Annotated in this window: 16 protein-coding genes; 10 read left to right on the forward strand and 6 right to left on the reverse strand. The window is 72.8% G+C overall.

What is annotated here, in order from left to right:
* Positions 1-55: 55 nt before the first annotated feature.
* From CFK41_RS12770 to CFK41_RS12810, 9 genes are read left to right on the forward strand one after another with little or no spacing between them, the layout of a single operon-like run.
* On the forward strand, positions 56-1,021 hold the full coding sequence (locus tag CFK41_RS12770; protein ID WP_096800006.1) for an ABC transporter permease: 966 nt from the start codon (positions 56-58) through the stop codon (positions 1,019-1,021).
* Between the two features lies 1 nt (position 1,022).
* Complete coding sequence (locus CFK41_RS12775; protein ID WP_096800007.1) at positions 1,023-3,053, forward strand: dipeptide/oligopeptide/nickel ABC transporter permease/ATP-binding protein; 2,031 nt, start codon at positions 1,023-1,025, stop codon at positions 3,051-3,053.
* Positions 3,050-3,880, forward strand: a complete 831-nt coding sequence (locus tag CFK41_RS12780; RefSeq protein WP_096800008.1) for an ABC transporter ATP-binding protein — start codon at positions 3,050-3,052, stop codon at positions 3,878-3,880. Before CFK41_RS12775 ends, CFK41_RS12780 begins: the two co-directional genes overlap by 4 nt.
* Positions 3,881-3,930: 50 nt before the next feature.
* On the forward strand, positions 3,931-4,887 hold the full coding sequence (locus CFK41_RS12785) for a dihydrodipicolinate synthase family protein (protein ID WP_096800009.1): 957 nt from the start codon (positions 3,931-3,933) through the stop codon (positions 4,885-4,887).
* Positions 4,880-5,857, forward strand: a complete 978-nt coding sequence (locus CFK41_RS12790) for an ROK family protein (RefSeq protein WP_096800010.1) — start codon at positions 4,880-4,882, stop codon at positions 5,855-5,857. Before CFK41_RS12785 ends, CFK41_RS12790 begins: the two co-directional genes overlap by 8 nt.
* 44 nt (positions 5,858-5,901) lie before the next feature.
* On the forward strand, positions 5,902-6,585 hold the full coding sequence (locus CFK41_RS12795) for an N-acetylmannosamine-6-phosphate 2-epimerase (RefSeq protein WP_096800011.1): 684 nt from the start codon (positions 5,902-5,904) through the stop codon (positions 6,583-6,585).
* 52 nt (positions 6,586-6,637) lie between these two features.
* Positions 6,638-7,792: a hypothetical protein gene (locus CFK41_RS12800; protein WP_096800012.1), complete on the forward strand. Its 1,155-nt coding sequence runs from the start codon at positions 6,638-6,640 to the stop codon at positions 7,790-7,792.
* A 52-nt stretch (positions 7,793-7,844) separates the two neighbouring features.
* On the forward strand, positions 7,845-9,074 hold the full coding sequence (locus CFK41_RS12805) for a sialidase family protein (RefSeq protein ID WP_096800013.1): 1,230 nt from the start codon (positions 7,845-7,847) through the stop codon (positions 9,072-9,074).
* Positions 9,071-10,189: a sialidase family protein gene (locus tag CFK41_RS12810; RefSeq protein ID WP_096800014.1), complete on the forward strand. Its 1,119-nt coding sequence runs from the start codon at positions 9,071-9,073 to the stop codon at positions 10,187-10,189. Before CFK41_RS12805 ends, CFK41_RS12810 begins: the two co-directional genes overlap by 4 nt.
* 73 nt (positions 10,190-10,262) lie before the next feature.
* Here the strand turns inward: CFK41_RS12810 and CFK41_RS18270 are convergent, their stop codons facing one another.
* Together CFK41_RS18270 and CFK41_RS12820 are read right to left on the reverse strand one after the other, a co-directional pair.
* The gene (locus tag CFK41_RS18270; RefSeq protein WP_151904751.1) at positions 10,263-12,962 is read right to left on the reverse strand and encodes a S8 family serine peptidase; all 2,700 of its coding nucleotides are present in this window, start codon (positions 12,960-12,962) and stop codon (positions 10,263-10,265) included.
* Positions 12,963-13,175: 213 nt separating this feature from the next.
* Entirely contained in the window at positions 13,176-14,018 is an 843-nt protein-coding gene (locus tag CFK41_RS12820; protein ID WP_096800016.1) for a hypothetical protein, read from the reverse strand.
* Positions 14,019-14,135: 117 nt separating this feature from the next.
* Here CFK41_RS12820 and CFK41_RS12825 point away from each other — a divergent pair, with 117 nt between their 5' ends.
* Entirely contained in the window at positions 14,136-15,614 is a 1,479-nt protein-coding gene (locus tag CFK41_RS12825) for a DUF2079 domain-containing protein (protein WP_227873073.1), read from the forward strand.
* Between the two features lie 30 nt (positions 15,615-15,644).
* Here the strand turns inward: CFK41_RS12825 and CFK41_RS12830 are convergent, their stop codons facing one another.
* The 4 genes from CFK41_RS12830 to CFK41_RS12845 all read right to left on the reverse strand — a co-directional run bounded on the left by CFK41_RS12830 (position 15,645) and on the right by CFK41_RS12845 (position 20,810).
* On the reverse strand, positions 15,645-16,451 hold the full coding sequence (locus CFK41_RS12830) for a hypothetical protein (protein ID WP_096800017.1): 807 nt from the start codon (positions 16,449-16,451) through the stop codon (positions 15,645-15,647).
* 87 nt (positions 16,452-16,538) lie between these two features.
* Positions 16,539-18,032, reverse strand: coding sequence for an alpha/beta fold hydrolase (locus CFK41_RS12835; protein ID WP_227873074.1), 1,494 nt, complete (start codon positions 18,030-18,032; stop codon positions 16,539-16,541).
* Between the two features lie 46 nt (positions 18,033-18,078).
* A complete protein-coding gene (locus CFK41_RS12840) occupies positions 18,079-20,241 on the reverse strand; it encodes a prolyl oligopeptidase family serine peptidase (RefSeq protein WP_096800018.1) in 2,163 nt (720 codons plus the stop codon).
* A complete protein-coding gene (locus CFK41_RS12845; protein WP_096800019.1) occupies positions 20,238-20,810 on the reverse strand; it encodes a hypothetical protein in 573 nt (190 codons plus the stop codon). The genes CFK41_RS12840 and CFK41_RS12845 overlap by 4 nt, the downstream gene beginning before the upstream one ends.
* Positions 20,811-20,838: the final 28 nt, after the last annotated feature.

Below are 20,838 nucleotides of genomic sequence, written 5' to 3' on the forward strand. Positions count from 1 at the left end.
CCCGACGCCCCCTCCCCCGCATTCCCCGTCCCACCGCCAACTCACGGAGGACCTCGTGTCCCAACTCGTCCGACTGATCGGGCGGCGGCTGCTCGCGCTGCCCCTGATGATCCTCGGCGTCACGCTGCTGGTGTTCGTCATCATGTCGTTCTCGAAGGCAGACCCCGCACGCCTCGCCCTCGGCGAATCCGCCTCCGCGGAGGCGCTCGCGAACTATCGCGAGGCCAATCACCTGAACGACTCGCTCCTGCAGCGGTACCTCGGCTTCCTCGGCGGCCTGGTGCGCGGAGACCTCGGCACCAGCAGCGGCGGCGTCCCGGTCACCGAGATGGTCTCCAAGGCCTTCCCGATCACCCTGCAGCTCACCTTCCTGGGCCTCGCCATCGCCATCGTGCTCGCCGCGGTGCTCGGCGTGCTCGCCGCCCTGTACCGCGACCGCTGGGTCGACCAGGTGATCCGCGTGCTCACCATCGCGGCGCTCGCCACGCCGTCCTTCTGGCTCGCGATCCTCATGATCCAGTGGCTCGGCGAGATCCCCGGCGGCTGGGGGATCTTCCCCGCGCTGGTCTCCCGCTGGGTCGGCTTCTTCGACGACCCCGCCACCTACCTGCGCAACGTCGCCCTGCCGGCCCTGGCGCTCGCGATCCCCGTCGCCGGATCGCTCACCCGCGTGGTGCGCACCGCGATGGTCGAGGAGCTGGACCGCGACTACGTGCGCACCGCCGTCGGCGCCGGGATCCCCTACCCCGTGGTGGTCAGCCGCAACGTGCTGCGCAACGCCCTGATCACCCCGATCACCGTGCTCGGTCTCCGCGTCGGCTACCTGATGGGCGGCGCGGTGATCATCGAGATCATCTTCAACATCCAGGCCATGGGCCAGCTCATCCTCGACGGCGTGACCCGCAACGACGTCTTCCTCGTGCAGGGCGTGACCCTCGTGGTCGCGATCGCCTTCATCGTCGTCAACATCGCCGTGGACGTCCTCTACGTCGTCGTCAACCCCCGGATCAGGAGCATCTGACATGCGACCGAAGCTCGGATCCCGCCTGCAGTCCGTCAGCGGCAGGCCGCTGGCGCCCTTCACCGCCCTCCCCTGGACCAGCCGCCTGGCAGTCCTGTTCCTGGCCCTGCTCGCCGTGTTGGCCGTCTTCGCGCCGCTGGTCAGCCCGCACGGCCCCCTCACCACCGGCACCCCGGTGCAGCCGCCCAGCGGCGAGCACTGGATGGGCACCGATGCGATCGGCCGCGACATCTTCTCCCGCGTCGCGCACGGCGCCCGCTCCTCGCTGCTGATCGGTCTGGCCGCCACCATCGGCGCCCTGCTGGCCGCCGCGGTGATCGGCTCGATCGCCGCGACCGGCGCGAAGATCGTCTCCGAGATCGTGATGCGCGTGCTGGACGTGGTGATGTCCTTCCCCGGCATCGCGCTGGCCGCGGTGTTCGTCGCCGTCTGGGGCACCTCGCTGCCCGTGCTCATCTTCGCAATCGGATTCCTCTACGTGCCGCAGCTGGCCCGCGTGGTGCGCGCCAATGTGCTCTCCCAGTTCGGCGAGGACTACGTCGCCGCCTCGCAGGTCATGGGGGCCTCCACTCCGTGGATCCTGATCAAGCACGTGGCGCGCAACTGCATCGCCCCGATCATGGTCTTCGCGACCGTGCTGGTGGCCGATGCGATCGTGCTCGAGGCCTCTCTGTCCTTCATCAACGCGGGAGTGCAGCCGCCGAGCCCCTCCTGGGGCAACATCCTGGCCGACGGCAAGCAGCTGCTGCTGTCCGGCTACTGGTGGCCCACCTTCTTCCCGGGCCTGATGATCCTGCTGACCACCCTCGCACTGAACATCCTCTCCGAGGGGCTCACGGACGCGATGGCCAGCCCGCGGGTGCGGGTCGACGTGGACGTCGAGGCCGACGAGCAGGCCCTCGCGGCCTCCGAGGGCGAAGCCACCGCCGACGAGAACTCCCCCGCCCCGAGCACCGAGGTGCTCGGCGCGACCGACGAGGAGACCTCGCGCCGCCTGCTGCACGACTCGCTGGCCGCCCTGCGCGCCGCCGAGCTCGCCCACCCCGCGCGAGAGGCGACCACCGACTCGGTCCCGCCGCTGCTGGACGTGCAGGACCTCCGGGTCTCCTTCCCCGAGGCGCACGGCGCGGTGGACATCCTCGACGGCATCTCCTTCCAGGTCCGTCCCGGCGAGACCATGGGCCTGGTCGGCGAGTCCGGCTCGGGCAAGTCCGTGGCGAGCCTCGCGGTCATGGGCCTGCTGCCCCGCACCGCACGGATCAGCGGGAGGGTGCTGCTGAACGGCAAGGATCTGCTGTCCCTGCCCGCGAAGCAGATGAACGCCCTGCGCGGCCACGAGATCGCGATGATCTACCAGGATGCGCTCAGCTCGCTGAACCCCTCGATGCTGATCCGCTCCCAGATGGCGCAGCTGACCCGTCGCGGCGGCACCCGCAGCGCCGAGGACCTGCTGGAGCTGGTGGGACTGGAGCCGAAGCGCACCCTGAGCTCGTACCCGCACGAGCTCTCCGGCGGCCAGCGCCAGCGGGTGCTGATCGCCATGGCCCTGACCCGTGATCCGAAGCTCGTGATCGCCGACGAGCCCACCACCGCGCTCGACGTCACCGTGCAGAAGCAGGTCGTGGACCTGTTGAACCGGCTGCGGGAGGAGCTCGGCTTCGCCATGGTGTTCGTCAGCCATGACCTGGCGCTCGTCTCCCAGCTGGCCGACCGCATCACCGTGATGTACGCCGGGCAGGTCATGGAGCAGGCCACCACCCACGAGCTGCTCATCGACCCCCGCCACGAGTACACCCGCGGGCTGCTCGGCTCGGTGCTGTCGATCGAAGCGGGCGCCGAGCGCCTGCATCAGGTCCCCGGCACCGTCCCCTCCCCGCGCGACTTCGCCCGCGGTGACCGGTTCGCCCCGCGCTCGTTGGATCCGTCGGCCGATCCGACGGCCCGTCCCCGGCTGCTCGAGGTCGGTGCCCCCGGGCACCGCGTCGCGAGCACCTCCGACGTCCCCGCCGCGCTCGAAGGAGATCCGCGATGACCCCCACCACCGAACCGCTGTTCTCCTCGGACCCCTCCGAGGGCCCCACGCCCACGATCGAGCTGCGCGACGTGCACGTCGTCCACCGACTGCGCAGCGGCGGACTGCTGCGCCCCGACACGATCCGCGCCGTGGACGGCGTGAGCCTCTCGGTGCGCCGCGGGGAGGTGCTCGGCGTGGTCGGCGAATCCGGCTCCGGGAAGTCGACCCTGGCGCGGGTCATGACGGGCCTCCAGCCGGTCACCCGCGGCCAGGTGCTCTTCGAGGGAGAGTTCCTGGATCGTGGTCGGAGAGGGCGCCGCGAGCTGGGCCGGAAGGTCTCCGTCGTCTTCCAGGACCCCTCCACCGCGCTGAACCCGCGCCTGCCCGTGCGGGAGACGCTGATGGACCCGCTGCGGGTGCACGGCATCGGCACGGAGGCCGAGCGCCTGGCCCGGGTGAAGGACCTGCTGCACCTGGTGGGCCTTCCGCAGTCGGCGATAGCCGTGCTCCCCCGCCAGCTCTCCGGCGGGCAGCGTCAGCGCGTGGCGATAGCCCGCGCCCTGGCGCTCGAGCCGCAGATCATCGTGGCCGATGAGCCCACCAGCGCCCTGGACGTGTCCGTCCGCGCCCAGGTGCTGAACCTGCTCACCGACCTCAAGCGCGAGCTCGGGCTGGGGCTGGTGTTCATCTCCCATGACATGAGCACGGTCCGCTTCATCTCCGACACCATCGCCGTGATGAACCACGGGAAGGTCATCGAGCACGGCACCGTCGATCAGATCTTCACCGACCCCCAGGACGAGTACACCCGGTCCCTGCTGGCCGCCGCCCCGGCGCTGCTGTGACGTCACCCCACGAGCGCCCACACCCTTCCAGAACTTCGAGGAGCAAAGACATGACCACCCCCGCCACCGCCCTGACCGGCGTCGTCCCGCCGCTGCTGACCCCCCTGACCGCCGACGGCGAGATCGATCTGCCCTCGCTCGAGCGCCTGGTCGGCCATCTCCTGGAGGGCGGGGTCGACGGGATCTTCGCCCTGGGCTCCTCCGGCGAGGTCGCCTTCTGGGACGACGCCCGCCGCGCCGCCGTGCTCGAGGCCGTCACCGGCACCGTCGCCGGGCAGGTCCCGGTGATCGCCGGGGTCATCGACATGCAGACCGACCGGGTGATCCAGCACGTGCGGGCCGCAGAGCGCTTCGACCTGGCCGGCTACGTGGTCACCGCGCCGTTCTACGCGATCACCGGCCCCGAGGAGATCGACACCCACTTCCGGGAGGTCGCCGCGGTGACCGAGCGCCCGATCTGGGCGTACGACATCCCCGTGTGCGTCCACACGAAGCTCCCGGCCCCGCTCCTGCTGCGGCTCGGAGCGGACGGCGTGATCACCGGCGTGAAGGACTCCAGCGGCGATGACGTGGGCTTCCGCCGACTCGCCGCCGGCAACCGCGCCGCCGGCTCGCCGATGACACTGCTGACCGGCCACGAGGTGGTCGTGGACGGCGCCTACCTCGCCGGGGCCGACGGCTCCGTGCCGGGGCTCGGCAACGTGGATCCTGCCGGCTATGTGCGCATGCACCGGGCCGCACAGGCCGGGGACTGGGAGCAGGTGCGCACCGAGCAGGACCGCCTCGCCCAGCTGTTCGAGATCGTCTTCCAGCCCACCGGCAAGGTGGGGCCGGCCGCTGGCGTCGGCGCCTTCAAGACCGCGCTGCGCGAGCTCGGTATCTTCTCCACCAACACCATGGCCCGCCCGATGTCCCCGATCGAGGGGGACGCCGTGGGCCGTATCCGCGAGATCCTCGGGCAGACGGGGCTTCTCGCCGCCTCGCAGGGGGCCGGCGCGCATGCCTGATCCGGTCCTCGCCCTCGACCTCGGGGGCACGAAGATCCGTGCCGCCCTGGTCCACGGGATCGGCGCCGGTGAGAGCAGTGCCGATGACAGCACGGAGGAGCCTCCGCGGCTCGAGCGGATCGCCGAGACGGCGACGCCCGCCACGGCCGGGCCCGCCGCGATCCTCGGGGCCGCCCTGGAGCTCGCCGAGCAGGTCCGCTCGGGTACCGCAGTGCGCGCGGTGGGGCTCTCCTCGGCCGGGGTGATCGACAGCGCCCGGGGCCGGGTCACCCACGCCACGGACTCGCTGACCGGCTGGGCGGGCACCGACCTCCTCACCCCCTTCCGGGAGCGCTTCGGCGTGGGGGTCAGCGCCCTGAACGACGTCCACGCCCACGGCCTGGGCGAGGCCCGCTTCGGTGCGGGCCGCCATCACGGCTCCCTGCTGCTGGTCGCGGTCGGCACCGGGATCGGGGGCTGTCACGTGCTGGGCGGCTCCGTGGTCGCCGGAGGTCGCGGAGCCGCCGGCCACATCGGCCACGTCCCGGTGCCCGAGGCCGCCGGGATCCCCTGCCCCTGCGGGAGGACCGGTCATCTCGAGGGCCTCGCGTCCGGCCCCGGGATCGTGCGGCTCGCGCACCGTCTGGGCGCCGGGACCGCGCTGCGGGACGGCCGGGCGCTCGCGGCGGCCGCGCAGGCCGGCGAGAGCGGGGCGCGCGAGGCCTACCGGATCGCGGGTGCGGTGACCGGACGGGTCCTCGGTGCGCTGCTGAACGTGCTGGATCCCGAGATCGTGACCGTGACCGGAGGGGTCGCCGAGGCGCCCGGGCCCTGGCGCGAGGCCCTGGCAGACGGGATCCGGCAGGAGGCGATGGACGTCGTCGCGGACACTCCGGTGCTGTCGGCGACCGCGGGGTCCCACGCCGCCCTGCTCGGGGCCGCCGCCCGCTGTCTCGACGACCTCGCCGCGCCCGTCGCCGCTCGGCCGTGAACGCTCCGTCCCTTCCCACCCCCTGCACCGCTGAGAGGACCCCCATGCATCCCCTGGTCTCCGCCCTCGAGGGCTCTCTGATCGTCTCCTGCCAGGCCTACCCCGGGGAGGCCATGCGCGATCCGCGGACGATGGCGCAGGTCGCCGCCGCCGTCGTGGAGGGCGGCGCGGCGGCGGTGCGCGCGCAGGGCCTCGAGGACATCCGTCAGGTCGCAGCCGCGGTCGAGGTCCCGGTGATCGGCATCTGGAAGGACGGGACCGAGGGAGTGTTCATCACCCCCACCCTCGAGCACTGCCTCGCGGTGATCGAGGCCGGGGCGGACATCCTCGCACTGGACGGCACCGCCCGTCCCCGCCCCGACGGGCGCAGCTTCGCCGAGACCGTCGCCGCCGTCCGGGAGCATTTCGACGGTCCCCTGATGGCGGACTGCGACAGCGTCGAGTCCGCGCTGCTCGCGGGCGAGCTCGGCGTCGAGATCATCGGCACCACGCTCGCCGGCTACACCGACGCCCGCCCGCGGACCGTCGGCCCGGACCTGGAGCTGCTCGAGGCGCTCGCCGGTCGCCTGCCCGCCACCAGCGCACTGGTGGCCGAGGGCCGCATCCACAGCCCCGCCCAGGCCGCGGCGGCCCGGGCGACCGGGGCGCATGCGGTGGTCGTCGGCACCGCGATCACCCATCCCACCTCCCTCACCCGCTGGTTCCGCGAGGCGGTCACCGACCGCTGACCTCAGCGTCCCCTGAGCAGGCCCCACCGGTTCACCGTCGAACGGAGTGTCCATGTCCCGCAGTCCTCGCCCCACCGACCCCGAGCGCGCCGTCTCCGAGCGCATCCCCCGCGGCGCCGTGCTCGCGGGGCTCGGCGCCGCCGGCGTGGGCCTCGCCGCCGCCCTCTCCCCCACCGGGGCGGCCCAGGCGGCACCGCCCGCCCGCGGACTGCCGGTGCTGCGCCCGCAGGACGACATGGCCGCCGTGCTCGCCGAGACCCCGCAGGTGCAGCTCGTCCCCGGGGAGCAGTACGTGCTGGCGGCACCCGTCGCCCTGCCCAGCGGCACCCTCATCGAGGGCAACGGGGCGGTGATCGTGCCCTCCTCCACGACGCACGGAGCGTTCGTGCTCGACCGCGCCGTCGACGTCACCCTGCGCGGCGTGCGCCTGCACGGAGTGCCGGGTCTCGGCGGCGGCGCCGCCGGGTCACCGCCGCCGATCGACGTGCCGCTCGAGACGGCGCATACCGCGATCCGCGCCCACCGGGCGCGGAACCTGCGGGTCCTGGACTGCGACCTGGTCGGATGGCGCGGCGCGGGCCTGGCCGCCACCGGCGACCGGGCCGACGACTACTTCTCCTGCGGTCTCCAGATCATCGGGTGCCGCGTCGAGGCCTGCCACATCGGACTCTCCGCCGCCGACCGGTGCGAGTACTCGCTGCTGGCTTCGAGCGTGTTCACGAGCTGTCGGCTCGCGGTGTGGAACTCCTCCGGCAACTGGAACCTCTCCGGCAACGTCATCGTCGGATGCTACGGCGCCTACTATTCGATCGCGGCGACCAGCCCCTTCGGCGAGCTGGCCGGGGACAACTGGTCCCACGGGTCCATCACCGGCTGCACCCTGAACCACTCCAACGGCGGGAGCATGCGCTCCTGGACCCGGCATCTGGAGCTCCCGATCGGCGGAGCGCTCCGCGATCCGGGCCCCGGCGTGGTGCTCGAGGACGTGCTGCCGCCGACCTTCAGCGCCAACACTCTCTGGTACACCGATGTCACGGCCCGCAGGCTGCCCGCGAGCGTCTGGAACCTCACCGGCTGCGCCCTCTCCGACCTCCGCATCACGCAGGACGGCGGCGCGGCGGTGTCCCTGATCGGTCACCAGGCCAACGCCGGTGACGCCCATGCCCCGGTGCTCGACGGCCAGGTGCGAGATGCTCTCGCGCCCTGAGCCGCCGACCCCGAGGACCCCTGAAGGAACCCCCGATGAAGGAGAACACCCGATGGATGCACGACTGACCCGACGCGGCCTGCTCGGCACGGCCGCTGCGCTGACCGCCCTCGGCACCGGCACCGCCGCCGCGACCGCCGCCGGCGCAGCGGCGCTCCCCCTGATCAAGGACCAGGGCCGCCGACAGGGCAGCTACGAGGAGCAGGTCCTCGCCGCGCCCGGTGATTGGGGAGTGCTGAACTTCCGCATCCCGGCCCTGGCCGTCGCCCCGAACGGGGATCTGCTCGCGGCCTTCGACAAGCGGCCCGTGCACGGCGACTCCCCTGCTCCGAACTCGATCTGGCAGCGACGCTCCACCGACGGAGGGCTCACCTGGGGCGAGCCGACGGTGATCCGTCAGGGCCTCGAGTCCGACGTCCCCGGGGAGAAGCTCGGCTACTCCGACCCCTCCTATGTGGTCGACGTCGAGACCGGGACGATCTTCCTGTTCTGCGTGTTCTCCAAGGACGTCGGCGTGTGGGACGGCGAGTACGGCAACGACGACGCGGACCGTCGGATCATGAGCGCGAACCTCAGCATCAGCCACGACTCCGGCGCGACCTGGGAGCACCGCTCCCTCACCGAGGTCGTCAAGCCTGCGGACTGCCGCGCCATGTTCGCCTCCTCCGGCGCCGGCATCCAGCTGCGCTACGGGAAGCACAGGGGCCGACTGATCCAGCAGTACGCCGGCTGGTTCCGGAGCGGGTCCGGCGGCGAGGTCGTCTCGGCGTACTCCGTCTACTCCGACGACCACGGCGAGACCTGGACGATGGGCACCCCGGTGGGTGCCGAGATGGACGAGAACAAGGTCGTCGAGCTCTCCGACGGCACCGTCATGCTCAACTCCCGCGAGCACGTGCGCACCGGCCGGCGCTGGGTGGCGCTCAGCCATGACGGGGGTGAGACCTGGGAGGATCTCCATCGTGATCCCACCCTCGTCGACCCCGGCAACAACGCCCAGATCAGCCGCGCATACCCGGACGCGCCGCAGGGCTCCGCGGCAGCGAGGGTGCTGCTCTTCTCCCACGCCGACCACGTGCCCACCGACCGCGTGAACGGCACCGTCGAGATCTCGACCGACGATGGCGCGACCTGGGAGCGCAAGCGGGTCTTCGCCCCCGGCGCGTGCCAGTACTCGGTGATCATCCCCGTGGGCCGGGACGAATTCCTCCTCGCCTACGAGGGCGAGCAGGAGACGCTCATGATCGCGCGCCTGGACATGAACTGGATCCTCTCGCGATGATCTCCCTCGGCTCCTCCCCGGCACCGGTGCCCGAGCGCTCGGTGCCCCACACCGTGCTCGCCCGCGCCGGGGAGGGGCCGTGGCCCCGGTACCGGATCGTGGCCCTGATCTCCCTCGGCCAGGGGCAGCTGCTCGCCGCCTTCGACGGCCGGGACACCGGCCAGGACGTCCCGGACCCGACGGGGCTGGTGCAGCGACGCTCGCTCGACGGCGGTCGCACCTGGGGCCCGTTCGAGGTGCTGCGGGAAGCGGACCGCGAGCGCGGGCAGTGGTACTGCGACCCCAGCTACCTCCACGACCCGGTCTCGGGCCGGCTGATCGTCTTCCACACCCATGCCAAGGATCGAGGCGTGTGGGACGCGGTGGCCGGCGTCGACGACGCGGACCGCGACGTGATGGGCTCGGTCGTCGGGATCTCCGAGGATGCCGGGCACAGCTGGCAGTTCCGCTCCGTCACCGCGGTCGCCGCTCCCCCGGAGCAGATCCGCACCGCCTTCCCCACCTCGGGCGCCGGGATCGTGCTGCGTCGCGGACCGCATGCGGGCCGGATGCTGCAGCCGTACTGCGGATGGTTCACGGCGCCCGACGGAGAGGTGGTGCGCTCCTTCGTGCTGTTCTCCGACGACCACGGCGAGACCTGGCGACGCGGGGCTCCGGTCGGCGAGGACATGGACGAGACCACGGTCGTGGAGCTCTCCGACGGTCGGGTGCTGCTGAACTCGCGCGACCACGCCCGTGGCGGGCATCGCCGGATCGCGGTCTCCGCGGACGGCGGGGAGAGCTGGGAGGATCGCGGCATCGACCCGCAGTTCGTGGATCCCGGGAACAACGCACAGCTCGCAGCCCTGCACCCGGAGGCCCCGGCAGGGGACCCCGGAGCACAGCAGCTGCTGTTCACGGGCGCCCGTGATCGCTTCGCTCGGGTCCGGGGCACCCTGAGCGTCTCCCACGACGACGGCGAGCACTGGCACGAGGCGCTGGTGTTCGAGCCGGGTCCGCTGGACTATTCGGTGGTCCAGGCCCTGGGCGACGGAGCGATCGGGGTCCTGTGGGAGGTGGAGGCGCGCGAGATCCGCTTCGCCCGGATCGAGGAGGCCGAGCTGCCGACGGCGTGACGGCGGCACGCACGACGGCGGGGGGCGGCATCCGTGTGGATGCCGCCCCCGCCGTGCGCTGTGCCGCTCGGGCTCAGTGCGCCCCGGGCTTGCCGGGGTTCGGGTTGTCGATCGTGAACTGCGGGGAGGTGAAGGTCTCCCAGTGGTCCGGGTTCTCCGGATCTCCGAGGGGCTTCAGCACCCGCAGCTCGAGGACGTAGTCCCCGTTCTTCACGGTCTTGGTCTTCTGGTTCTTCAGCGCGTAGCTGCCGTCCCAGGCCCAGACCTCGGGCTCGGACGAACGACCCAGGTGGTCACCCGCGTCGATCAGGCCGACGGAGGGGTTGACGACCTTCTTCTTCCCGGCCGGGTTGATGGAGTAGGCCGTGATCTCGAGGCGATCCACGGGGTAGCCGAAGTAGTACGCGAGGTAGGGGACGTCGCCGTCCTGCATCGTGTACGTGTGGCCGCCCTCGGGGTCCAGCAGCACGCTGCCGGCGCCGTCGCTCACGCCAAGGGAGGGTAGGCCCATCCCCTGGTCGTCGAGCACGGGCAGGGCCTGGTAGTCGCCGGAGAGCCCGGCGAAGGGGACCACGATGTCGTCCTCCGCGCCGGTCAGGGTGATCCAGCCGCCGTAGATGATGCCGTCCTCGCCGAAGTCCTCGCCGAGGGTGACGGTGAGCTCGCTGCTGCTGCCGGCCGGCACCGTGACCGTGTCGGCGCCGAGCTCGCTCGTGGCCGGGGCGTCGTAGAACGCCGGGTCGTACGTGGGATGGCCGGTGGCGATGCCGTCACGGACGCCGACGTCGTACGTCTGCTCCGTGTCGGAGTCGTTGCGGACGGTCAGCGTGACGGTCTGCGGGCCGTTCTCGCCCTCGCCGAGGGAGATCGACGGATCGTCCACGCGGGTGGTGCTGTGCACCGCGCCGACCATGTCCAGCAGTCCGGCACCCTGGCGGTGGACCGGCTCGAGGTAGCCCGCGTCCGGGACCAGCGACCAGGTCAGCGGATCGGCGGAGTTCATCATCGCGGCCTTGACGTCGGCCGGGGCGAGATCGGGCTTCGCCTCCAGCAGCAGCGCCGCGGCGCCGGCCACGTGCGGGGCCGCCATCGAGGTGCCGGACTTGGCGCCGTATCCGCCCTGCTCGAGCGGGATGGTGGACCAGATCGACCCGCCGGGTGCGGCGATGTCGGGCTTGAGCTCCAGCTCGGCAGTCAGGCCGTAGGAGGAGAAGTCGGAGACCAGTCCTGCGGTGGGGTTCTCCGAGGTCACGGTCCCCTCCTGCCAGGCCCAGGTCACCTCCCCGGCGGCGAGCGCCTCCTGCAGGGCGAGACCGTCCTCCTGGCTGATCATCACCACGGGGACGGTGATCGCCGGATCGCCCTCGACCGTGGGGTTCACGGCGCCGGGGGCGTTGTTGTAGAGGATCACGGCGTCATAGCCGGCCTGCTGACCGGCGAGGGCCTTCTCGTAGAAGGAGCAGGTGCCGCGCTCCACGAGCAGGGCCTGGCCGGCGCCGGCGGCCGGCATGACCGCGGCCGGATCGCAGGCCTGGGCGGCGGCGCTGCCCGCGGCGCCGGCGGAGACCAGGGCGAGCTCACCGGAGGTCGGGACCTCCGGACCGCCGGTGGCGGCGGCGTACGCGATCTCCTCGTCCCCCGCCGTGGCGTAGGGCGAGCGGAGGTGTGTGTTGTCCACGGAGGCCACGGTGATCGCTCCGGCGGAGACGCCGGGCGCGCCGCTGGAGAAGGTGCCGGCGGTGCCCTCGTTGCCCGCGGAGATCACCATGGTGACGCCGTTGGCGGTGAGCGCATCGGACATCTGCGCGGTCGGGTAGTCCTGCCAGGTCACGAAGCTCGCACCGAGGGACATGTTCACCACGTCGGCGCCGTCCTCCATGGCGAGCTCCATCGCCTCGAGGATGACCTCGGTGCTGCTGGAGCCCTCGCAGCCGAAGACGCGGTACGAGAGCAGGTCCACGCCCGGGGCGACGCCGAGCACGCCGCCGGTCTCGGGGTCGCCGTTCGCGCCGATGATGCCCGCGACGTGGGAGCCATGGCCGCCGCAGTCGTCGGGGTAGTCGTCCGGGACGGGCGCCTCGCCGGTGCGGGAGTCGTAGGCGTCGCCGACGAGGTCGGTCCCGCCCACCACGCGCTCGCCCGGGAAGTCTGCGGTCTCGTCGTTGACGCCGGAGCCGCCGAAGTCGGGATGGTTGTAGTCGATGCCGGAGTCGATGACCGCGACGGTGACGCCCTCGCCGGTGAGGCCGTCGACCGACTGGAGCTGGTCGACGCCTGTCATGGCGTTGCCGTAGACGTCCTCCGGGGCGGCATCGGCCGGATCGGGCCGCTCGACCTCGAGCACGGGGTAGACACCGGTCACGCCCGGGACCTCGCGGAGCTTGGCGACGTCGGCGTCGGACATGGTCACCGACATGCCGTTCCACCCCGCCACGAAGGTCTCTGCGACCTCCATCGGGATCTGGGCCTCCGCCGCCCGCTGCTCGACCCTCTCCTGCGCGCGGGAGTTCGAGGAGCCGCTGCCGCCGCGAAGCACGGGCTGGCCCTCGACCTGGACGAGCCAGCGGCCGGGGATCGCGGCCTCGGCGGAGTCCAGCACATCGGTCGGGGTGGGCACCTCGACGCCGAGATCGGAGGCGGAGCCGAGGAACTCGGGGTCGCCGCCGTCGGCGAGCGCGGGCGGGGCGACCAGCAGGCCGGCCACGAGGGCGGCGCCGGCGCCGGCCGCGAGCACTCCGCGGGGTCTGGGCAGTGGTGGTCGGGTGAGGGGCATCGTCGCGAACCTCCGGAAAGGGATGGAGTGGGTGTGCTGCGCGTCGTCGCGCCCGGGATCACCGGCGCGCACCAGCACTGGGCATCTCATCACGAACCGGTGCCCGAGGTGAGCCCGATCACCGAAGAGCCAGGCCACGATTGTGCAACGACGAGGCGCCACGGCTGCGCCGACCGTGCAAGGGCCCGTGCAGGCCCCGGTGACAGCTCGCCGTCACGGGAGTGCGCCCGACGGCTCCTCGCTCTCGCTCTCATGGTGCAGGGTGATCGCCTGAGGCGTCGGCAGCTCGTATCCGGGACGGTCGAGGAACTCCAGGGCCTCGTCCGCACGCTCGTCCTCGTCCAGCACCATCACGCTGAGCATCCCGAGCCGGCCATCATCGATCTGCAGCTCCAGCGAGAAGCAGAAGCCGCCCTGATCGAAGCGGCCGGTGACCGGCCAGGTCTGATTCCACGGCACGGCGAGGTGCTCCGCCCGCTCGACGACGAGCATCACGTCGCTGCTCCCGCTGTCGACCTCGACGATGCGAGTGGAGTCCAGCTGCGTGCGCAGCGCAGGGGCGCCGGCGTGGTCGCCGCCGTCGACCGGAGGCTCGAGCAGCGCCGCGATCAACGCTCTGACCTGCTCGGGCATCTCCACCGTCGCCTGGCCGTCCTCGGACGGAGCAAGCTCGCCACCGCGTTCGGTCCAGGTCGGCGTCTGCACCAGGTAGAGCACCGCCGCGCCAGCCGCCCCGATCCCGGCCAGCAGCAGCCGCGGCCGCGACACTCCGAGACGATGGAGCCCGCCCACGATCCTGTGATCCAGGTGCTCGGACAGGTCCATGAGGCCCAGGGTGACGCCTCCGCCGAGGAGCCCGTCGAGCGTCGGATCCAGCAGCGCTCCCTCTTCGGTCGTGGTATCCGCGACGAGCAGACCGCTCACCGCAGCCGTGCCCACCCGGTAGGCGGCACGGGTCCAGGGTCCGAGCCGTCGGGGCTCGATGAGGCTGAGGGCCCCCACTGCGCCTGCCGCGACAGTGAGGCGGAGCAGGCGGCCGGAAGAGATCGAGGTCATGAGCCGATTCTATGGTCAGCACAGGATTCGCCGGCAGGGCGCTCACGTGACGGAGCAGAGCCCCCGCCCCCACCCCTGCGATCCGGCCGCGCGTGCGGGCCCGGTACCCTGCTCACCGTGAACCGCACCGCCGACGCTCCCTCGCCCCGGCAGGACGCCCCGCCGTCCACCGACCGAGCCGCGCGGCGGGGATGGCACCTGGTGCCCCCGTTGCTCGCCGTGCTCGCGACCGTCGCCTATGGGGTGCAGGGCACGCTGCAGTTCCGGAACCTCACGGCACGGTCCTGGGACCTGGGGATCTTCACGCAGCTCGCGCGGGCCTACGGTGAGCTGCGGGCGCCGATCGTCCCGATCAAGGGCGACGACGTGAACCTGCTCGGTGACCACTTCCATCCGATCCTGGCGCTGCTCGCCCCCGTGTGGTGGGTGTGGCCCTCGGGCGAGGCGCTGCTGTGGACCCAGGCGCTGCTGCTGGGGATCTCCGCGATCCCGTTGACCCGGATCGCGATCGATCGCCTCGGCCCCTGGCTGGGCTCCGTCGCGGGCGGGGCGTACGTGTTCTCCTTCGGGCTGCAATCCGCGGCGTCCGTGCAGTTCCACGAGATCGCGTTCGCGGTGCCGCTGCTGGCGATGGCCCTGACCGCCCTGCTGCGTGACCGGGTGCCCGCCGCTGTGCTGTGGGCGGCGCCCCTGGTGCTGGTCAAGGAGGATCTCGGTCTCACCGTCGCGCTGCTGGGAGGGATCATCGCGCTGCGGCACCGGGACGATCGCGAGCATCGCCTGCTGGGATACGCCCTCGCGTGCTGGGGCGCGGGCTGGTTCATCCTGTCGACCTTCGTGATCCTGCCGGCGCTGAACACCGCCGGGCAGTACGACTACACCGACAACCTGGGCTCGCCGCTGGAGGTGTTCTGGCCGCCGGTGAAGTGGCTGACGGTGCTCATGCTGCTGCTGGCGGCGGGCCTGATCGGCGGCCGCTCCCCGCTGATCTGGCTGATGCTCCCCACCCTCGCCTGGCGCTTCACGGGCACGGTCGAGTTCTACTGGGACTGGTACTGGCACTACAACGCCGTGCTGATGCCGATCGCGCTGGCCGCGATGCTCGACGCCCTCGGGGATCGGCGCACCGGACGGGCGACCGTCTGGTGGCGGGAGCGGTCCGAGCGGCCCGCCCGATGGATGCGCGTGAGCGCGGTCGCGCTCTCCGCGGCCGTGACCCTTGCGCTCGGTCCCGCGATGCCCGTGCTCGACGTGGTACGGCCCGAGAGGTGGGAGCCGACCTGGAGGGCGCCGATCGCCGCCGAGGCGCTGGCCGCGGTGCCGGACGACACGGTGCTCGCCGTCGACATCACCCTCATGGCCCAGGCCGTCCCCGATCACGACGTGCAGTGGCTCCACGGCCCGAACCGGCGCGTGCCCGACTGCGTGCTCAGCGACCAGTACGCCTTCTCCTGGGCCGGCACCCCGCCGCCGAGCACCGCTGTCTGGGCCGAGCAGGAGTGGAACGAGACCTACCGGGAGGTCTTCTCCGACGGCGGCTTCACCGTGGTGTGCCGTCCGGAGGTCGGCGCGCATCCGGCCCCCGCCGCGGGCTGAGTCCCGAGGCCGGGCCCCGGAGGCGGGTCGTCAGGCGTCGACCTGCCCCTGCTCCGTGCCGTCGGCCGGGGTCTCGACGGTCCCGGCGCTCCCGGGCTCCTCGCCCGTGCCCTCACCCTCGGCAGGGGCCGACGTCCCGGGCCCCGCCGGGGAGGACGGAGACGCCTCCGGCTCCGTCGGCGCTGGCCTCGTCGGCTCGGGGTCCGTGGGAGCTGGAGTGGTCGGCTCCGGGTCCGTCTGGGCCGGAGTCGTCGGTTCGGGAGTCGTCGGCTCGGGAGTCGTCGGAGCGGGCGTCGAGGGCCCGGGATCCGCGGAGCCGCCGCCGGGACGGTTCCCTCCCGACGAGCTCCCGCCGCCGCTGCCGCGACCGCCGGAGGAACCGCCCTGGGAGGAGCCTCGCTGCCCGTCCTCGGTCCCCGGCTCGGCGGTCGCGGGCTCCTGCCGCTCGGTGATCGCGGCGGTCGTCTCCTCGGGGGCGGCCGTCTCCTCCGGGGTCGTGGTCTCCTCCGGCGTCGTCGACGGCTCGGGCTCCTCCTCCGGCGTGCTCTGCACGGGCGCGATCGTCGGGCTCGGGCTCTGCGCGGGGGTCTCCTCGCCGCCGCCGTCGGAGGCCGCAGGGTCCTGTGCGGTCGTCCCCGCGGGATCCTCGGCCGGCCGCTCGTGCGGGTCCCCTGCGAGCGCCGCGAGAGGGCCGAGCCCGGCCGCCCCGAGGCCGGTCACCGTGCCCACGGCGAGGATGCTCGCCGCGGCCAGGCCGCGCAGCAGCCTCTGCTGCGAGACCAGCGGGACCGTGCTGCGGATCCCCGTGGCCCTCCGTCGCGTGCTGCTGCCCCTCATCTGCGCCCCTTCGGCCCGATCCCTGCCCTCATCCTCGGAGGTCAGCGTACTGTTCCGCGGGCGTCTCCCCCACCGCTCAGGAGCGGCTCACACCGGGTCGGCGCGATCGATGCCGCTGCGGCGTCCCCGATGCGGTCGCGGGTCGATCTGCGCCTTGGCGAGCTGGCTCCGCTCGCGCTCGGCCCGGGCCGAGGCGAGACGGAGCCGCCAGGGCGAGAGGCGCTCCGCGGCGAGCGCGATCTGCAGGCCGCGGGAGAGAGCGAGATCCGCCGCCGAGGCCGGCAGGGCGGCGAGCTCCTCGGCGCGTGCGGGCAGCTCGTGCGCCGTCCCGCAGGCGCTCCAGCGGGCCGCGACCTGGAGGATCCGGCTGCGGGTGTCGAGGATCGAATGGCGCGCCCCGGGGACCTCGAGCAGGCGCGCCGACGGGATCCGGGCGGCGAGCTCGCGGGCGATCCTCGGCGGCGAGACGAGGTCCTGGGTGCCGGTGATCACGAGCGTCGGCGCGGTGATCGCGGGCGCGACCGAGCGCAGATCGACCGGTTCGCCCCGGAAGGGCGGCACCGCGCGGGCCTGGTCCGCGGCATGCAGCAGCGGATCCAGCGGACCGCCGTCGCCGTGATGGCCGCCCCCGAGCTCGGTGTGGGTGATCCGGGCGGTGAGGTCGTGCTCGACCACATAGGGCGTGGACTGCAGCCAGGCCTGGTTCAGCACCTGGCGCACGCTGGTCCAGGTCAGTCGCCCGCGGCCCACGGCCAGCAGGTCCACGAGCTCCCGTACGGCGTGCGGGCCGCCGTGCTCGTGGACCGCGAGCACCACGGGACCGGCCCGCCGCGCGTCCACCACGCCCTCCTCCGCCAGGCGGCGGAGGGTGCGGGCGGTGGTGGCGGTCGCCGGATCCGTCCCCTCCCAGTACGCCTCCCGCAGGGCCTGCTGGGCCACGGCCTCGTCGGCCGCGCCGGTCAGCGGGGAGTCCAGCACCAGGGAGTGCACCCGCTCGGGATGGAGGACGGCGAGCAGCTGGGCGAGATACGCGCCGTAGCCGGTGCCCACCACCGCCGCCTGCTCGACCCGGGCGTGGTCGAGCACGGCGACCAGGTCGCCGATCACCTCGCGCACGCCCATCGCCTGCGCCGGCAGGTCCTCCCCCGTGGAGTCGAGCCGGGAGAGCCCCACCCCGCGGTGCTCCATCATGAGCACGTCCAGGCCGCGCCCCGCCAGGCTGCGCCGCAGCACGTCGTAGGGCAGCACGGAGGCGCGCGCCGGGCCGTCGGGCACGATCAGCACCGGGACCTGCGGCTCGGCGATCCCCGACGGCTGGGTGGCCGTCGCCGGGCGGCCGGTGGAGCGACCGCCGGGCCGCGGCCGCGGATCCCGGATCGAGGACGGCCGACGCGGGAGGGTGCGCGCATAGCGCAGCGGGAACAGCCGGGGGTCCTCGGCGGAGAACTCCCGGTAGACCGTCATCAGGTCGTTGCGCAGCTGGAGCAGGTCGTCCTGGGACGAGCGGTCGAACAGCTCGGAGGTCAACGACCGTGCGGCGACGGGCGGCACGACGGCGGGCGGCACGGCGGAGGGGCTCACACGCCCCTCCGGCCGTCCGGCCGCCCGTCGGGCCGCTGCCGCCAGGTCACGTGCGGTCTCCGATGGTGGCCCAGAGGAAGGTGTAGAGCAGGGCGTTCATGCGGGCGGCCTGCTCGTTGGTGGCCGCCCCGCCGTGGCCGCCCTCGATGTTCTCCCAGGAGCGCACGTCGGCCCCCAGCGACTCCATCGCGGCGGTGAACTTCCGGGCGTGCCCCGGGTGGACCCGGTCGTCGCGGGTGGAGGTCAGCACGAAGGTCGGCGGGTACTCCACGCCCTCGGCGAGCAGGTGGTACGGGCTGAAGGTGCGCACGAACTCCCAGTCCTCGGTGTCCGGGTCGCCGTACTCGGCCATCCAGGACGCCCCGGCCAGCAGGTGGCTGTAGCGCTTCATGTCCAGCAGCGGCACCTGGATGATCACGGCGCCGAACAGCTCGGGGTGCTGGGTGACCATGTTGCCGGTGAGCAGACCGCCGTTGGAGCCGCCGCGGACGGCGAGGTGGTCGCGATCGGTGACCCCGCGCTCGAGGAGGTCCTTCGCGACCGAGGAGAAGTCCTCGTAGGCGCGGTGGCGCTGGTCCCGGAGCGCGGCCTGGTGCCAGCGGGGACCGTACTCGCCGCCGCCGCGGATGTTGGCCAGCACGTAGGTGCCCCCGCGCTCGAGCCAGGCCTTGCCGATCCCGCCGAGGTAGGACGGGGTCAGGGAGATCTCGAAGCCGCCGTAGCCGTAGAGGAGGGTGGGCCGCGGCCCCGCCTCGCCGTCCTCGCCCTCGCCGAGCCGGGAGATCTCGAAGTAGGGGATGCGGGTGCCGTCGTCGCTGATCGCGAAGTGCTGGCTGACGTCGAGGCCCTCGACGTCGAAGCGGGCGGGGGCGGACTTCACCAGCACCGGCTCCCCGGCCTCTCCGTCCTCCGCGACCTCCGAGAGGTCGCCCAGGAGCAGGCGGGTGGGCTCGATGAAGTCGGTGACCGTCACCCAGACCTCGTCGCTCTCGTCGGCGTCCACCGCGGCGACCCCGATCGCACCGCGGAGCTCGGGGTAGAGGTCGCGCCGCACCCACCGGCCCTCCGCGTCGCGGGTGTGGACCTCGAGGCGGTGCACGACGTCCTCGAGGATCGACAGCACCACGGTGGTGCGGGTGATGGTCATGTCGGCCAGCGAGGTGGTCTCGGTGGGCTCGAAGAGCATGTGCAGCTCGGGCTCGCCGGCCTGGAAGCGCTCGAAGTCGCCGACCACCAGGGAGCCGGCCGGGTAGACGTCCTCCCCCACCTCCCAGTCGCTGCGCGGGGAGAAGATGCCGAGGTCACGGTGCGCGGTGGCCTCCAGGTCCCGGGGGACCTCCACCGTCCGCAGCTCCGGCGGCTGCTGCGTGCGGTCCACGACATGGACCGTCTGGTCGTAGAACGCATGCGCCTCGATCACCCAGTCCCGCTCCCACCCGGGGGTCGAGTCATGGGCGGCGAAGACCGCCATGTCCGACTCGGTGACCTCGTGGACCAGCTCCGCCTCGGCGAGCGGCGTGCCGCGATGCCAGATCCTCGCCTGGCGGGCGTAGCCCGAGCTGGTCATGGTGCCCTCGCCGAAGTCGGTGGAGACCCAGACGGTGTCGGCATCGATCCAGCTCAACGAGCCCTTGGCCTCGGGGCGCTCGAAGCCGCCCTCGGCGGCGGGCACGAACTGCCGCGTCTCGAGGTCGAACTCCCGGGTGACGTCCGCATCGGAGCCGCCGTGGGAGAGGTCCACCAGGGCGTGGCGGTGGACCTCTCCCTCCGCGGGGCGCAGCAGGCGCGCACCGTGCCACACCCAGTCCTCCCCCTCGGCCTCGTTCAGCGCGTCGACGTCCAGCAGCACGTCCCACTCGGGCTCCTCCGTGCGGTAGGAGTCCAGGGTGGTGCGCCGCCACAGCCCGCGCTCGTGCTCGGCGTCGGTCCAGAAGTTGTAGAGCAGGTCGCCGCGCTTGGTGACGCCGGGGATGCGGTCCTTCGCATCGAGGATCTCGAGGAGCTCCGCCTGCAGGGTCCGGGCGAGCGGGGCCCCTTCCGGGTCCGCCGGATCGACGACCGCGTCGAGCTCCGACTCCGCCGCACGGTTGCGCTCGCGCACCCAGGCCAGGGCGTCCTCGCCGGTGACCTCCTCGAGCCACAGGTGGGGATCGGAGCTGCCGTCCGGGGCGGGCAGCTGCGGGGTGAGCGGGGTGGCGGCGTCGGTCATCGGGTCTCCTGGTCGCTGGCGGCGGATGCGGTGAAATCTGTCAGGGTGCGCTTCCAGGCGGTCTTCCAGACCTCCCGGCCCTCGGCGGTCTCGATGCCCTTGTGATCGATCCCGAGGGTGCTGCGTCCCTCGTCCTTGGCGGTGATGTTCACGGAGAGCCGGGTCCCGTCCTGGACCGCCGCGCGCCAGTAGCGCCAGGCGGTGGTGTCGGTCAGGCGCGGCTCCTCGAGGCCGAGCTCCTCACGGCGCTCCGGCGTCATGAAGGCGTCCCAGCTCTCGCGCACGGCGTCGGGATCACCGGGCACGGTGCGGGAGGCGGAGGCGGAGAAGTCCCCCTCGCAGCTCTGCCCCACGACGCGACGACCGATGACCTGCTCGTAGGCCACGGTCACGCCCTGCGCCCACCAGCCGGAGACCTCCCACCGCTCTCCCAGCAGGCGGGCGATCGCCGTGTGGTCGAGCTCGCGGGCACCGGCCTCGTCCAGCCGACGGGTCCACTCCTCGAGGGGCACGGAGGTGCCCGCCTCGATCCGCGCGGCGTGGCGGTGCTCCTGCGGAGGGATGCTCATGGCCCCACCCTACGGTGGCGGCGAGGCG

It is taken from the genome of Brachybacterium ginsengisoli (assembly GCF_002407065.1).
Taxonomy (GTDB): domain Bacteria; phylum Actinomycetota; class Actinomycetes; order Actinomycetales; family Dermabacteraceae; genus Brachybacterium; species Brachybacterium ginsengisoli.

Coding starts and splice junctions, on each gene's coding strand:
- CFK41_RS12775 (WP_096800007.1), top strand. CDS start 1,023: ATGCGACCGAAGCTCGGATCCCGCCTGCAGTCCGTCAGCGGCAGGCCG.
- CFK41_RS12780 (WP_096800008.1), top strand. CDS start 3,050: ATGACCCCCACCACCGAACCGCTGTTCTCCTCGGACCCCTCCGAGGGC.
- CFK41_RS12785 (WP_096800009.1), top strand. CDS start 3,931: ATGACCACCCCCGCCACCGCCCTGACCGGCGTCGTCCCGCCGCTGCTG.
- CFK41_RS12790 (WP_096800010.1), top strand. CDS start 4,880: ATGCCTGATCCGGTCCTCGCCCTCGACCTCGGGGGCACGAAGATCCGT.
- CFK41_RS12795 (WP_096800011.1), top strand. CDS start 5,902: ATGCATCCCCTGGTCTCCGCCCTCGAGGGCTCTCTGATCGTCTCCTGC.
- CFK41_RS12800 (WP_096800012.1), top strand. CDS start 6,638: ATGTCCCGCAGTCCTCGCCCCACCGACCCCGAGCGCGCCGTCTCCGAG.
- CFK41_RS12805 (WP_096800013.1), top strand. CDS start 7,845: ATGGATGCACGACTGACCCGACGCGGCCTGCTCGGCACGGCCGCTGCG.
- CFK41_RS12810 (WP_096800014.1), top strand. CDS start 9,071: ATGATCTCCCTCGGCTCCTCCCCGGCACCGGTGCCCGAGCGCTCGGTG.
- CFK41_RS18270 (WP_151904751.1), bottom strand. CDS start 12,962: ATGCCCCTCACCCGACCACCACTGCCCAGACCCCGCGGAGTGCTCGCG.
- CFK41_RS12820 (WP_096800016.1), bottom strand. CDS start 14,018: ATGACCTCGATCTCTTCCGGCCGCCTGCTCCGCCTCACTGTCGCGGCA.
- CFK41_RS12830 (WP_096800017.1), bottom strand. CDS start 16,451: ATGAGGGGCAGCAGCACGCGACGGAGGGCCACGGGGATCCGCAGCACG.
- CFK41_RS12840 (WP_096800018.1), bottom strand. CDS start 20,241: ATGACCGACGCCGCCACCCCGCTCACCCCGCAGCTGCCCGCCCCGGAC.
- CFK41_RS12845 (WP_096800019.1), bottom strand. CDS start 20,810: ATGAGCATCCCTCCGCAGGAGCACCGCCACGCCGCGCGGATCGAGGCG.